General features: G+C 41.6%; 19 protein-coding genes. 12 read left to right on the forward strand and 7 right to left on the reverse strand.

What is annotated here, in order from left to right:
• The first annotated feature begins 4 nt into the window (after nucleotides 1–4).
• Nucleotides 5–805: a hypothetical protein gene (locus tag VMUT_RS08575; RefSeq protein ID WP_013605023.1), complete on the forward strand. Its 801-nt coding sequence runs from the start codon at nucleotides 5–7 to the stop codon at nucleotides 803–805.
• Between the two features lie 2 nt (nucleotides 806–807).
• On the opposite strand, the gene VMUT_RS08580 is transcribed toward VMUT_RS08575, so the two are convergent.
• From VMUT_RS08580 to VMUT_RS08595, 4 genes are all read right to left on the reverse strand, one after another.
• Nucleotides 808–1,485 (reverse strand): PHP domain-containing protein, encoded by a 678-nt coding sequence (locus VMUT_RS08580; RefSeq protein WP_048057261.1) that lies wholly within the window; start codon nucleotides 1,483–1,485, stop codon nucleotides 808–810.
• Between the two features lie 108 nt (nucleotides 1,486–1,593).
• Nucleotides 1,594–2,256, reverse strand: a complete 663-nt coding sequence (locus tag VMUT_RS08585) for a TIGR00296 family protein (RefSeq protein WP_048056979.1) — start codon at nucleotides 2,254–2,256, stop codon at nucleotides 1,594–1,596.
• Nucleotides 2,234–2,467 carry a hypothetical protein gene (locus tag VMUT_RS08590; protein ID WP_013605026.1) on the reverse strand — a complete coding sequence of 78 codons (234 nt, stop codon included), beginning with the start codon at nucleotides 2,465–2,467 and terminating at the stop codon, nucleotides 2,234–2,236. The genes VMUT_RS08585 and VMUT_RS08590 overlap by 23 nt, the downstream gene beginning before the upstream one ends.
• Nucleotides 2,468–2,516: 49 nt before the next feature.
• Nucleotides 2,517–3,080 carry an ATP:cob(I)alamin adenosyltransferase gene (locus VMUT_RS08595; protein WP_013605027.1) on the reverse strand — a complete coding sequence of 188 codons (564 nt, stop codon included), beginning with the start codon at nucleotides 3,078–3,080 and terminating at the stop codon, nucleotides 2,517–2,519.
• Between the two features lie 96 nt (nucleotides 3,081–3,176).
• Between VMUT_RS08595 and VMUT_RS08600 the strand changes: the two genes are divergently transcribed.
• From VMUT_RS08600 to VMUT_RS08620, 5 genes are all read left to right on the forward strand, one after another.
• The gene (locus tag VMUT_RS08600; RefSeq protein WP_048056980.1) at nucleotides 3,177–3,413 is read left to right on the forward strand and encodes a hypothetical protein; all 237 of its coding nucleotides are present in this window, start codon (nucleotides 3,177–3,179) and stop codon (nucleotides 3,411–3,413) included.
• 35 nt (nucleotides 3,414–3,448) lie between these two features.
• Nucleotides 3,449–5,251, forward strand: coding sequence for an FAD-dependent oxidoreductase (locus VMUT_RS08605; RefSeq protein ID WP_148224715.1), 1,803 nt, complete (start codon nucleotides 3,449–3,451; stop codon nucleotides 5,249–5,251).
• Nucleotides 5,251–6,420, forward strand: a complete 1,170-nt coding sequence (locus VMUT_RS08610) for an NAD(P)/FAD-dependent oxidoreductase (RefSeq protein ID WP_013605029.1) — start codon at nucleotides 5,251–5,253, stop codon at nucleotides 6,418–6,420. The genes VMUT_RS08605 and VMUT_RS08610 overlap by 1 nt, the downstream gene beginning before the upstream one ends.
• Nucleotides 6,421–6,551: 131 nt before the next feature.
• Nucleotides 6,552–6,983 carry an Hsp20/alpha crystallin family protein gene (locus VMUT_RS08615; protein ID WP_052298529.1) on the forward strand — a complete coding sequence of 144 codons (432 nt, stop codon included), beginning with the start codon at nucleotides 6,552–6,554 and terminating at the stop codon, nucleotides 6,981–6,983.
• A 102-nt stretch (nucleotides 6,984–7,085) separates the two neighbouring features.
• On the forward strand, nucleotides 7,086–8,141 hold the full coding sequence (locus VMUT_RS08620; RefSeq protein WP_013605031.1) for a phosphate uptake regulator PhoU: 1,056 nt from the start codon (nucleotides 7,086–7,088) through the stop codon (nucleotides 8,139–8,141).
• Between the two features lie 14 nt (nucleotides 8,142–8,155).
• Here the strand turns inward: VMUT_RS08620 and VMUT_RS08625 are convergent, their stop codons facing one another.
• Together VMUT_RS08625 and VMUT_RS08630 are read right to left on the reverse strand one after the other, a co-directional pair.
• Nucleotides 8,156–8,752: a methyltransferase gene (locus VMUT_RS08625; RefSeq protein ID WP_048056981.1), complete on the reverse strand. Its 597-nt coding sequence runs from the start codon at nucleotides 8,750–8,752 to the stop codon at nucleotides 8,156–8,158.
• A gap of 2 nt (nucleotides 8,753–8,754) precedes the next feature.
• Nucleotides 8,755–9,573, reverse strand: a complete 819-nt coding sequence (locus VMUT_RS08630) for an ArsR family transcriptional regulator (RefSeq protein WP_013605033.1) — start codon at nucleotides 9,571–9,573, stop codon at nucleotides 8,755–8,757.
• Nucleotides 9,574–9,626: 53 nt separating this feature from the next.
• Here VMUT_RS08630 and VMUT_RS08635 point away from each other — a divergent pair, with 53 nt between their 5' ends.
• Nucleotides 9,627–10,529, forward strand: coding sequence for a PolB1-binding protein PBP2 family protein (locus VMUT_RS08635; protein WP_013605034.1), 903 nt, complete (start codon nucleotides 9,627–9,629; stop codon nucleotides 10,527–10,529).
• On the opposite strand, the gene VMUT_RS08640 is transcribed toward VMUT_RS08635, so the two are convergent.
• The gene (locus VMUT_RS08640; RefSeq protein ID WP_013605035.1) at nucleotides 10,530–10,871 is read right to left on the reverse strand and encodes a 30S ribosomal protein S25e; all 342 of its coding nucleotides are present in this window, start codon (nucleotides 10,869–10,871) and stop codon (nucleotides 10,530–10,532) included.
• A 124-nt stretch (nucleotides 10,872–10,995) separates the two neighbouring features.
• On the opposite strand from VMUT_RS08640, the gene VMUT_RS08645 reads away from it, so the two are divergent.
• From VMUT_RS08645 to VMUT_RS08665, 5 genes are read left to right on the forward strand one after another with little or no spacing between them, the layout of a single operon-like run.
• On the forward strand, nucleotides 10,996–11,577 hold the full coding sequence (locus tag VMUT_RS08645; protein ID WP_013605036.1) for a TATA-box-binding protein: 582 nt from the start codon (nucleotides 10,996–10,998) through the stop codon (nucleotides 11,575–11,577).
• A gap of 5 nt (nucleotides 11,578–11,582) precedes the next feature.
• Nucleotides 11,583–12,287 (forward strand): hypothetical protein, encoded by a 705-nt coding sequence (locus VMUT_RS08650; RefSeq protein WP_013605037.1) that lies wholly within the window; start codon nucleotides 11,583–11,585, stop codon nucleotides 12,285–12,287.
• A gap of 1 nt (nucleotide 12,288) precedes the next feature.
• Nucleotides 12,289–12,708, forward strand: coding sequence for a Holliday junction resolvase Hjc (hjc, locus tag VMUT_RS08655; protein ID WP_013605038.1), 420 nt, complete (start codon nucleotides 12,289–12,291; stop codon nucleotides 12,706–12,708).
• A 48-nt stretch (nucleotides 12,709–12,756) separates the two neighbouring features.
• Nucleotides 12,757–13,038 carry a hypothetical protein gene (locus tag VMUT_RS08660; RefSeq protein WP_013605039.1) on the forward strand — a complete coding sequence of 94 codons (282 nt, stop codon included), beginning with the start codon at nucleotides 12,757–12,759 and terminating at the stop codon, nucleotides 13,036–13,038.
• A gap of 44 nt (nucleotides 13,039–13,082) precedes the next feature.
• A complete protein-coding gene (locus VMUT_RS08665) occupies nucleotides 13,083–13,772 on the forward strand; it encodes a metal-dependent hydrolase (protein ID WP_013605040.1) in 690 nt (229 codons plus the stop codon).
• Nucleotides 13,773–13,774 lie beyond the last annotated feature (2 nt).

Consider the following 13,774-nt stretch of genomic DNA (forward strand, 5'->3'; position numbering starts at 1 on the left):
TGCAATGTTGGTTCTGCAGTTAGGAGTTGCGATGTATGTGGTAATAATAATAGTCGCAATAGCAATAGTTCTAGCTGTGCTATATAGACTGGGGTATTTTGGAGGTAAGCGTAGGGAGAAGGGTCAGGGCGAAATCCCTGAGCAAGTAATTCCACAACCCAAGCCGGAGCAAAGAACCCCACCGCGTTTAAGGCCTAGTTCCCAATACCCACCGTCTCCTCAGGAAGTACCTGCTGGGCAGGGCACCAGGGCATTACTCGTTGAGAGTAGGCCCGTTGAGGTTAAGCCACTGCAGAGTCCAGAGAGGCCCCCTGATACGGAGAGGATAGAGAGGCTCATTAGGGGTATCGAGAATGAGCTGATCCAGGTACTTAAACAAACCTCCGCTGATACTGCTGATTTAATAATATCGAGGATTAATGAACTCAGGGATTATATTAATCAATTAGAGAGACAATGCATAATGCAAAGCCCACCCTTTGTTCAGATGGGTTATGTCCCATCAAGCCTGTCAGAATTTAAGGAATTGTTTAAGGCATCCTTCGCAGGCCTTATGAAGGGCAATGATATGCTTGAGTATACGGGTGAGTTAAGTATGGATGATGAGGAGTTAATAAAATCAATCATTAATTATAACACGGATTTTATAGCCATCTATAGTAATAATAAGTACGTATACTTAGTCAAGCATAATGATTATTCCCTGGTCCTAACAACAGATGAATACCTGGATCCCGTTAGTAGTGGCTTGGTCAGGTTATTATTTAGGAGGTTCATTGACGAAACACTTAAACCGCAGGGTTAGTTTCATAATCTACGCTTAATTGACCAGGAAAGTCTCCTAAGGATTAATTCAGGACCTGGATAATGCGTGATAGGTTTAACACGGTTATTTACTAATGCCTTAAATGCGGATTCCACGGTTAGATCATCGAGTTCAAATACGGTATACGTAACACCAACGAGTTCAGGCACATGAGCATCACTATTAGCAAGACCTGGTAATCCCAAATCATGTGCGGCCTTAGCAGCTCTCCAGTTAAATATTGGTAATGCACCAGCATTAAACACCTCTATTGCATGCCATTTAAACATACGCACTTTATTCCCAATGCCATGCCTCAGTATATCGTAAGGATGCGCAGGTATTGCTACGCAATTATTCTCAGAAACCCAATCAAGTAGTTCAGGTATTAATTTCGGTGTATCATCAGTGCCAGGATACTCCCTACACAGTACTAGTATGTCGCCATCAACAGTCCTAACCTCATTACCCACTATAAAGACGAAATCATTCCTATGAAGTAATCCATTACTCCTTATGAACTCCAACGCCTTAAGCGAGCCTTTGAATGTGTCGTGATCCGTTATTGACAATAAGCCTATACCCCTATCTAAAGCACTTTTTATTACGTCCCTTGGATCCCCCCTACCATCACTATATATACTGTGCGTGTGTAAGTCAGCCCTTACCCTTAGAACCACGTAGGTAATGCATAATAAATTTAATATAAATAATTGGGTATTGCTTAGCTGGGATACTAATAAATACCTAGCCATGAAGGCCTAATTCCATGTCTCTTTCATTATTTATTAATGATTAGTATTTTTGCATACTTTCAACTCCTCCATTAAGTCCCTCTCGGCAACTTCACCATTAGGTTCAACTTCCTTAAATATTTGAGCCTCGTAGATTAGCACTGACGTATCCTCATCCAACCAACAATCAGGGGGTAGGAATGCCTTCGTACAGCCCTCATTTAGGAATGTTAATGAATCCCAGCAATACTCAACAGGTACCTGAGGAAGAAGCAATCCTGAGTAGTAGCCTTTCTGAATAACAATACCATGCCTACCAACTATGATCTTCTCAGGGTAATTCCTCGGATTACCAGGTTCAAGTAACTCAAGTGGACTTAATATGGAGACTTCGAAAGTTACTCTACTCAACTCCTCAATCCTCATGGGTTCAAACCTTGGATCCTCGACGGCAGCGGCTATGGCGCTCCTAATTACCCCATTAACAGTATTATAAACAGCCTGTGGAAAGCCAATACAACCCCTAAGTTCACCCCTCCTATCCCTACCCATGAATATCTCTATTGTTGTGAAAACCCCATACTTATCCTTAAATAGTCTTGATGGCGTATCTGATGGTGCCTGGATAACCTTACCACTACGTAGGTATTCCTCAACGGCCATCCGAGCCAGCTTGACCAGGAACTTCCCCTCCTCAATACTGTAGGGTTTGAACATTGTCACCACTCTTCTCTACTCTAGAGTTAAATAAATACACTATGCCCGTGATAATTCCTGAAATAACAACGAGAGAGAGCATTAGGACGTCCAAGGCCTTATTTGTATTGCCAATTAGGAATTGGCCCTTATCCATGAAGACCGCATAGTAAATTAATATTGCAATGGTTACTATGAATAGCATTGTTGCAAGTATGACGGTATACCTCATTAACTCTCCAATTTAAGATAATTAATATAAAGGTTACTACCTAGGGAAATTACGTATTTAATAACGTCCTTATCTTATCATTCACATTCCTAAATACATGGACATTACTTAAGAATATTAAATGCGCTATATACTTATTTAATTGATTAAGCATACCAATGAGTTCACTAACCTTATTATCAGGTAGGTAATCATCATCGAGAAGCTTAACGGCGGTCCTCTCTGCCTCCCTAGCCTTAACCCTAAGGAGATTCAGTAACGCCGCTGTTTTGTCGCTAGGTATGAACCAACCCAACTCCCTACTGTCCAACTCACAGGCCTTATTAATTATCTCCCTAACTGGTTTAAGCCACTCATCATTTCCAGTGGCTAGGTACGTATTTAATGCAGCTGTCATTGCAGCGATAACCCTAAACTCATCATTGCCAATTTCCTGAAGACCCCACTCGGCCAATGCCTCGAGTTCATCAAGCCTACCCATGAGTTCAATGGCTGGGTGGTCCTTCCTAAGCTTAACATGCTTGCCAAATACGATGACCTCGCTAAATCCTCCATCGCCTGGGCACCGTATTGACCCATCAATCCTCAGGCAATCAACAAATACATTAGTCATAACAAAACATGTAATTCATCATTGGGGAAATTAATATAGGTAGTACTTAATTTAATAACTTAATAGCCGACAATGGTTCAGTAGAGGTGGGCGAAAGTGAGTTTCACATGTAGTATATGTGGAAGGCACGTAACGTTTTGGGAAGTAGCCTATATAGGGAATTCCCTAATAATATGTAAGAGGTGCTACCCTGACTATTACGTAAAGCACTGCCCATTAGTTAGGCGGAGATTGGCTGGTGAGCTACCACAATCATGCAATTACTGCCTATATCGTAGTAAGTGCGATGAGTACATTAAGTCATCATTAAAGGGTAGTAATTCATCGCAATAGATAAAACTTATAATTATTTCATGCCTATATGGCCTGTGAATAAACGGCCATGGATTGTTGAGGAACTTAATCATGGTAACTACGGCGTAATGCGTAGTTCAAGGTATGGTGAGACTAGGGGTTTCATGTGCTGTGAGTGGTGGTGTGAGGGTTATTGGGCCTCATCTGGTTATTACAACCTATGTAATGATAAGCCGGTAATGCCGAGCAGGCCTAGCAGTGTTCCCTCGATATTTAGAGGTCTTGCAAGCCCATCATCATTCCCCAGGAATAGGTTATTAATATCATTATGGTCGTTGATCCGTAACACCGTACGAAACTCCTTAAATAGGTCCTCAATTAATGAATTACCTAGTGTTCCTGAAGGGGCGTCTAGGGTCAATATTAATACTGACATTTTAATTATTGGTGGTGGATTGGCTGGTCTCTCAGTGGCTGAGGAATTGAATAAACTTGGTCTAAAGGTTGTAATTGTTGAGGGTGAGCATTACCTAGGTGGGCACTTAATAATTGATGATACTGAGATTAAGGACTTAGGGTGTGGTAGTGAATTCATTGGTAAATTAAGTAAGGAGATAAGTGATTCAGTTACTGTACTTACTGGTGTGATCTTTGATGGTTTTCTTGAAGATGCCGTGATTGGACATTCCAGGGACTTCTCCAGGTTATATACTTTCAATTACAAGTACCTAATACTAGCGCAGGGCTTTAGGGAGGTTCCGCTGATTTTCCCTGGCAATAACACGCCACGCATGATTACTGGATTAACAATGCTTAAGCTTACTAAGTGGTGGGGATTTAAGCCGAGGAGGGTTTTGGTTTGGGGCAGTGATGATTGGGCGGTCAGGGTTGCCATGAACCTTATTCAAACAGGTATTGAGGTATATCTTGGTGATAATTCGGTCACCATAAGGAGCGACTTATATAGGGATAGGGTTGATGCGCTTGGTATTAAGACCTTCATTGGCATGAATATAGTTGATGCTAAGGATTCAAGTGAGGGATTGAGACTCGTCCTTGAGAATATAAGGGGTAAGAAGGCTAAGAGGCAGAGGAGAGAGGAGGTCGTGGTTGATGTCCTAGTAAGTGCCGTTAGAGTGCCTGTCATTGACTTACCAGCGCAATTAAACGCACCTATTGTTTATGCACCTGAAATTGGTGGTCTTGTACCTAGGAGGGGCTTTACGGGGGATCTTGGACTGGGTAATGCCTATGTGATTGGCGATGCTGGAGGTTTACTGCCAGAGCACTTAATTGTTAGGCAGGCTAGGGTGACTGCACTAAGCATTGGTGCCATGGAGGACCTAGTGACTAAGGATGCCTTTGATAAGGAGCTAGTGGATTTTAAGAGGGATTTAGTCACCACTAATTCCTCGTATTATAACGTAATCCTTAGGTTTGAGCAGGGGCTTCAGGGTAGTGGCTATTATGCTGAGCCTAACGTTGTCCACGCGCCCATGTGGGCTACCGCTGGGTCAATTGAGGATGTTGAAAATGCCCTGAAAAGCGCTAATAGGCAGTACCTATGTTTCTGTGAGGATGTTACATTAAATGACGTGTTGAGGTCTATCAATGTGCTAATGCATGGTAAGGAGATTAAGGTTAGGGTACTGCATGGTGAAGAGGAGGAGTATAAGTCATTAAGATTGCCAGGTATGGAGAGAATAAAGAGGGTTGTTGGTCTAGGCACTGGTCCCTGCCAGGGTAAGCTCTGCCTAATTAATACGAACTTAATACTCAGCTTCATTTACCAAAAGAAACCCAGCGAATTTGGTTTACCAAGGATTAGGTTTCCCGAGGCGTCAATACCAATGGCTACCCTTGCGGGTGGTGAGTGATGAGTGAGGGTCGTGGTTTAATATCATTAACCGCGGATGCCGTGGTAATTGGCGCAGGCATTGTTGGTTTAGCAGTTGCCTATTACTTAGCACGTAGAGGATTCTCTGTTGTCGTTCTTGAGAAAAGTTATGTTGGTTCAGGAAGCTCCACAAGGAATGCCGGCAGGTACAGGGTTCACTTTGGGAATAGGGAGAATACTGAGTTCGCAATAAGGGCAATTAGGAAGTTGGAGTCCCTCAGTGGTGAGCTTGGTTGGAATGGTGTTTTTGAAAGAGCAGGTTATCTATGGCTTACTAGACGTAGGGAGGTTATTAATAATTACGAAAAACTCAATGAACAGTTATGGAAACCCCTAGGCATACCTGTTCAAATACTCACGGTTGAGGAATTAAGGGATAGGTTCCCATACATAAACACGCAGGGCATGGTAGGCGCTGTCTTTGGTCCTCAGGACGGTGCCTTTCACCATGACTATCTAGTGATGGGTTATTATGAGAGGGCACTCGACCTTGGAGTTAAGGTTTTTGAGTACTCAGAGGTTAAGAGTGTTGGTGTAGAGAATAGTAAGGTAGTTAGTGTCTCAAGTAATGACGTTTTCGTTAAGACAAAAAACGTAGTATTTACTGCGGGGGCGTGGACTGGCGAGATCATGAAGAAGACACTCAATATTGATATTCCAATAAAGCCCGTTAGGAGGGAGATAGGGATTACGGAATCTGTGAAGCCTATAATTAATACCTACATAATAGATGCTGAGACAAACCTATATCTCGGTCAAACAATGAGGGGTGAGATACTGGGTAGTATAGAGCTTGATGTTGGTGAGGGCTTCCTACCTTACGGAAACACATTCACTTGGTTAACCGCCTGGGCTAGGGAAACTGTGAAGTTAATACCGAGTCTCGGTAGGATAAGGATCATGAGGATATGGTCTGGTTACTATGAAATGACGCCTGATCATAGCCACGTGATGGGTAGGTCAAGTACATGGCCTGAGGGTGTCTATGTATTGTCTGGTTTCTCAGGTCATGGATTCATGCTTGGTCCATACGCAGCTGAGTTGTTGGCTAATTACATAGTTAATGGTGTAATTGATCCGATTATGAAGCCATTCTTACCTGATAGGTTCGCTACAGGGAACTTAATCAAGGAGTTATTGGTTATTTAATTTTCCTTAATTTCCTTAAGTGCTTAGTACGGGTTTGCATACGTGAATCTTCGTATTATTCATGTGTAATTTATGGAGTACCATTTAATTAATGTGTTTGGGTAATTATTAATCGTAATTAGTGTTTTCTTATGACGATGGAGCAGAATACCACAGACATCGCGGTGGGTATAAACAAGGTGGAGGCTGGAGTAAATGAGCTAATTAGTAAGTTGGCCACTGTTGTTGACCCAAGGCTAGTGACTAGGGAACCTCCTGTGGATGTTTTTGACAATGGTGATTCAATAATAATACTTGCCGACCTACCTGGCGTTAAGAAGGAGAGTATTAAGGTTAGGGTGGGTAATAACTACGTGGAGATCATGGCTGAGCCACAGTCGTTGCCAACCATCGGTAAAGTCGCTAGGGTAGAGAGACTGAGTAATTTTAGGATTTATAGGAGGGTTGAGCTTGGTGTGAGGTTTAAGGTTGATGGTGCTAAGGCAGCGTATAAGGACGGCGTGTTACAGATAATTATACCTAAATTAGGTAGTATAGCTGAGACGGAGGTTTCAATAGAATAGTTATGAATAATAAATAAATATTTCACCTCTAAAAATCATGATACTAATAATTATTGATTTATTAGGATAAGGTATTTATAGGGGTCTAATTATTAGGTCGTGATGTCTATAGTGAAATTTGAGCCAGAAACCAGGAGGGTTCAACTAACTGGTGGCGCAACCTTAATAGTTTCACTACCGAAGGAGTGGACTAGGCAAGTTGATCTTAAACCTGGTGATGAGGTTCTGGTAATACCGCAGCCAGACCTCTCATTGCTTGTTGTGCCCAAGAAGATGGTTAAGGCGCCATTACTCGAATCATCAATAAACGTGACCCAGGACCTATCAAACATAGATCATCTCGAGAGGATATTACTTGCTCATTACCTATCTGGTTATGACATATTTAGGCTTAATTTTGACATAGCGACATTAAACCTGAAGAAGCAGGTTAAGGACATTGTCCGGAGGAAGCTAACCGGAGTTGAGATTATTGAGGAGGGTAGGAATACGTTAGTTATTCAAAACCTCGTTAATGTACCTGATATAAACATTAGGGACATATTAGTGAAGCTTGGTAAGACGGTTGTCGGCATGATAGATGACTTAAGAACGCCAATGGAGAACGGTGATAAGTCAATAGCCATGGACATTATTGAGAGGGATAATGAGGTCGATAAGTTCTACTGGCTCCTAAATAGGCAGTTGAAGAGGGTCTTGGTGAGTAAGCATGCCCTAAGCCTATCTGGTATTCAGGACCCAAGGAGTATCATTGAGTATGCAATAATTAATAAGTCGCTCGAGAGGGCTGCTGATCATGCCGTTAAGATCGCGCGGGAGGTCGTAAATCTAGGCGATAAATACGTACTTATAATGCCGCAGGAGCTTAGGCAAAGATTCAGTGAGCTCCTTAGTAAGGACTCCATGATAATGAGTAATGTTGGTAAGGCAATGACGGAGAAAATAGATGCAAGGGAGGTTAATTACATAATTGATATTGTTAAGTATGAAATACGGACGACAGTAGATTCACTGGATTCCTCGCTATCGAATTATAGCCTAACCACACAGGCGGCCGCGTCGGCTAGGTTAATACTGGATAGTATCTATAGGATAGCTGAATACGCATCAGACGTTGGGGAGGCATTACTTAACCTCGCAATTGAGCAATTTGGATAATACCTTGATTAAAATTAGACCTTATTAAAAACCATTGTTATTATGTCCTCAAAAAAGTAATGAGTTGCCTTGATCATTACCAGTTTATAGCCACATCTTCCTAAGTAATCAATTGATTCCTCCCAATTGGACAGTGAGGATTGCGTTAGTATGAACATGGAGGCTTTATACTGACATATTTGCTGTATTAATTGCTTAATCACATCATTACCGTGAGATCCACCGAAGATCCTCCAATCCTCATTCCAATTACCTGGTAAGTAGGGAGGATTACTAACAACTATGTCGAGGCAAAATCGTGTCCTTATTGCATCTAGTAAATTCATCGTTATCACATCAGCGTAGTGATAAAGACCATTATTAACTAGGTTTATTCTGGTGTTCATTGATGCATTGTAATCATGATCCGCAGCCAAAACCCATGCAGTGCCTCCCTTACTAACTATTTCATTCAACGCCGTTAATGCTAATATACCCGTCCCAGATCCTACATCGATTATGCGTAAGTACCCATCATTGGCGTGATTGCTCATAACCCAACGGAGTAGCTCAGCAGTTTGCCACGAATCCTCGGCAGGGGGATAGACATTACTTAATACTATGATTTTCATGATCACTTGAACAATACTATGTATATTAATACTGAGGGTATTAATAGGAATAATGTTTCGAAGAGTAGTGAGTATTCCATGGGTTTTCCTGAAATCATTGATAGTACCGTGGCTAGCATTATTAGGCTAATGAGTGGTAATAATGCCTTAAGCAATGCGTCAATTATTGAGAGTGGGTAGGGTGGTACCCACGGTGTTATTAACGCCATTATAGTTGGGTATAGCGATATCGGTATCAATGATGTTAAAACACCACTTAATAACTTAAGATCCACAATCTCACCGCCGAGTAAGTACCTATAAATAAATAATGAAATACCTAGGTATGCGAGTATTGAAATTATTGTCACATCTATCGGCATAGAGTACATACTCTCCACAAAAACCAGGAGTAATAATTCATAATTCTGTGTGAATGCCGTAACTAAACCAAGCACTATAATTACCATTGAGTATATGAATAATGCATTCGGGCCGAGCCTATACATGTTTATTGTTAATGGTCTCATCAATAATATGTCAGTTAACTCCTCGGTTTTTGCACTTGGGTTCTTAATATCAGAGTTGGGGCTTAATAATTCATCAATCCTCTCAATGAGTGTTCTTCCCTTACTCGTTATCTTTACGTAGGGTCCATCCCTTATAACAAAGCCATTAGCCCTTAGTATCTCAATATCGTAGTAAATGGATGATGTGGGTGCATTTAGTACTTTTCTTAGGTCTGATATCCTCATAGTACCCTGACCAATCAATAATTTCAGTATTTGTATTCTCCTTGGCTTAAGTACAATGTTGTCAATATCATCAATATCCCTACTCATTACAGCAATACTTATAGAGTAAGTATAAAAGAGTTCTTTTCGGAGAGATTTCTGTGGTTAGCTTTGATGATTTAAAGGTGTCATTAAGTACGTACATAATGAGGAACAAGAGAGTTACTTATCAGGATCTATTGAGGTGGTCATCGAGCAATAAGGTCGGTAACGCCCTACTATACCTAGTCATTAGAGAGTTAGTTCGTGAGAGGAAGTTCAAGGTATCCGGGGAGTACGTAATTGGAACAATAAGAATCGGCAATAATGATGTTAAGTTATCAATACCAATGTACATAGAGGTACCTGGTGAGACCGTTAAGCCAACAACATCCACTAAACGCCAAACAAGGCAAAGACATGCCAGGAGTTCAAGCATCCTAGAGGCGTTTAGTAAGGAAAAGGCTCCGGAGGAAAAGCAGGTTACAACGGAGGGTGGTGAGGAAAAAGGAGTTGTAGGAAGATCTTCTAAGGAGGTTGAACGAGAGGAAACACCACAAAAAACTGGATTAAGTGAGGCTAGAGAGCAGAAGGAGGTTCAGGGCAATACTGAGAATGAGACAATGGAGACTAAGGTTAAGGAGGTAGATAATACCGTGGTGAGTATCGAGGAGACGAGAATTCCAACTGATTATTCAACAATTTCAATGGAGGATTTTATGACAATGCTTAGGAGGATTATTGACGAGGAGTTACCCCAGAATAGAGAGGAGGGTTATAAAATAGCCATGGCGATTTTGACGTACTTATCAAAATACTGGAGCGTTGGTGAGTTAAGACTAAAGCTTGACATTGCTAAGCAGTTTGGCGGTGTTAATGAGAATATAATGAGGATTGAGGATGGGGTTTTAAGGGCACTTAGGAAGCTGGGTATTATAGAGGTTGTAGAGCCTGGTGTTATCAATAGAATGAGGGAATTACCCAAGGATTTTGCTAAGGTTAGACTTGATTCGTTATTTACCTAACTACGCAGCTATTTGCTTAAGTCTGTCAGGTGTTGTGTAAACCTCGGTTCTATGACCCTTAGAAACAAGTACCAAAGCTCCCTTATTTGCCAGAGTCCTCAGTATTTGATAGGCAACGCTTATTTTTGTATTAAACCTAGTCGCTACCAAGTACGGCGTAACGTACTCCCACTTCACGACCTCCTTCTCAACATCATTAAGTAGTTTAGGATCAACAAGTGAAGCCCTAACTGTTGGCCTCTCCTCAGCGGCTTTCTTACCCTTCGCAGTTGGTTTTGCTGGGGCTTGCTTTTCCTGTCTCTTTGCTAATTGTGATAATGTTGGTTTTTTCTTTCCACCCATACAGGTCAAAATGCCTCCCTAACCACCCTTTATAAACTATTCTTCGCCATAAGCATGGAGTTTAGGTATTATGCCTATGGTTGTATCGGAAAGATTTTTTAAGTGCTTTTTTAAATCATGAATAATGGCAAATCCCACTTATCGTATTGAGAATATTGTCGCCACGGTAAACCTCGGCATTGACCTGGACCTAGATAAACTCGCAGAAAGGCTTCCCGCAGCTGAGTACAATCCTGAGCAATTCCCCGGCTTGATACTAAGGTTACAGAGACCGAAGATATCGGCATTAATCTTTAGGACGGGTAAGATGGTGTGTACGGGTGCTAAGAGCGAGAATGAGCTTAAGAGGGCTGTTAAGGAATTAGTGAGGTTGCTTAATGAGCATGGCGCCGACGTACCACTCACTCCGGAGATTCAGGTACAGAACATTGTGGCTTCCGGTAACCTGCATGCCGAGGTTGATATTGAGAAATCAGCCCTAATGCTTGAGAATTCAATGTACGAACCTGAGCAATTCCCCGGCCTCATTTATAGGATGGATGATCCGAAGGTTGTGCTACTAATATTTAGCTCAGGTAAGATAGTGTGTACGGGGGCCAAGAAGGAACAGCAGGTTAGGGATGCTGTCTTTAAGATTCATGACGTTCTTAGGGATATAGGGGCTTTGTATGAGGAGGAGGGTGGTAAGGAAGAAGAGGAGCTTTGATAATTATGTTCCCAGAGGCAGTACCAATAATTGACCAGGGCATTAAGCGAATACCTAATTTAGTATTTACCAATAAGTTAGCGGTTGAATTAAAGGGTGAAGTGAGCTCTGGCACTATAAAGAGGTTAGAGTCGTTGGGTAAGGAGGTCATTGGTATTGTCAGGATTAATGATAACCTTAATGTCAAGCTTCCAAGTTCATTAAGTAAGTTTGATAAAGCAATCATAATTTTTGGACCTGGAGTTGGTGAGTCCTGGCTTAGGTACGTGGTTGGTCTCACAAATACGGTGGTTGGTTTCACCCTCGATTCACTAATGAAATTCATAGGGTTAAGGCCACACCTCCTTAATATACCTAGTGAATTATTCATTGACCCGTTAATCAATGATAAGGTTGCGGTATTACCCAAGGTCTTACCAAAGGCTGTTATTGGCTGGTTAATGGATTACATAGACTCGGGGGGAGACCTATACGTATTAGTGCGTGGTGATTCAATAAATAGCACTGACCTACTTATTCATTCGCGGCTTGTCTTTACTTACGATATTAGGCTAGCTGAATTATACAATAATATTATTAAGAGTAATTCCACGAGTAATGTTAGAATAACCACAAAGGCTGAATGCGACTTCTGTGGTGATCCTCCAAGCCCAATATGCATATTATTATGCCCCAACATAGATTTAACCAGGGAGGTTAGGGTTGAGTAGTATGAGCTTATCAAAAAGGAAGGGTTCTGCGCATGAAAGGGCTTTGGCAAATAAGCTATGGGATATGGGTCTCGCGGTTCTGAGGGGGTGTTCATCAGGTGGTGGTGTTAGGAAGAGGTTTGTTCCGGACATTGTTGCTATGGGCCCTGGATTCGTATTAGTACTTGAGGTTAAGTATAGGTCTGAGAGAGGGCCCGTAAGGATTGAGGAGGAGAAGGTGGAGAAATTGCTGGAGTTTGCGCGCAGGGCTAAGGGCGATGCCTACATTGCTGTGAAGTTTAGGGGTGATGATTGGCGCATACTACCCATAAGTGATAGGGGAGGTGTTACCATAAGACCTGATGATTTAGGTAATGCCTATACGCTTGAGCAGTTGGTTAATAAGTACATGAGTAGATCATTGACCGAGTACTTGAAATAACTACCTCAAGCGATTAATCTTTAATAATGCCCAATTGATTAATCATTAATGTCATCATCAATGCAACGTGAATTAAAGACATTAGTAGACCAAACACTCAAAAACCTGGAGACTAAGTCATTAAAATACACACGAGTCAGTGTTAAGGATTCAAACCAAGGATTTGAGATAAGTATCAAGGTATACCTAGAACACCCAATGCACTTTAGGAGCATTTATGAATTAACAAGGACAGTAACCAGTAAGTACGGGATTACGATCGATGACGTGATGATATACGCACCCCACTCAAGGGCAATTAGGATATCCTTCACAATTAAAAGGAAGTAATTTTTGTGGTAAAGCTTATTTAATTAATGGATTAATTAGGATTAATGAGTGCGCAATCATACATTAAATGGCTTGGTCATGCGGCCTTCGAAATAATGCTAAGCGGTAAGAAAATACTAATTGATCCCTGGATATCGAACCCACTATCACCCATAACACTTAGTGAAATAACAAACGTTGATTATATACTTGTGACACATGATCATTTTGATCACCTAGGTGAAACCATTGATATCGCTAAAAAGACCAATGCAACCGTAGTCGGTGTTTTCGAACTCGTTAATTATCTCAGCGAGCAGGGTGTTAAGAACACCATAGGCATGAATGTTGGTGGTTCCGTAAAGTTAACGAGTGAGATTGAGGTTTACGTAACCCCAGCACTGCATAGCTCAAGTAGGGGTGTGCCCGTGGGATTCATAATAAGGGCTCCCGAGGCAACTATATACCATGCAGGGGATACTGGGCTCTTTAGCGAGATGGATTTACTGGGCAGGTTGTTTAAGATTGATGTTGCCATACTACCAATAGGTAGTTTGTTCACGATGGATCCGAGGCAAGCTGCCTATGCATTAACAATGCTGAGGCCTAGAGCAGCGATACCTATACATTATAATACATTCCCTGACATTAAGCAGGATCCACAGCAGTTTAAGGAGCTTGCGGAGTCCATGCTTCCTGACATTAAGGTGTTTATATTAAAGCCTGGTGAGGCTTTACAATTACCGATCAAGTAATT

This window comes from Vulcanisaeta moutnovskia 768-28, assembly GCF_000190315.1.
GTDB lineage: Archaea > Thermoproteota > Thermoprotei > Thermoproteales > Thermocladiaceae > Vulcanisaeta > Vulcanisaeta moutnovskia.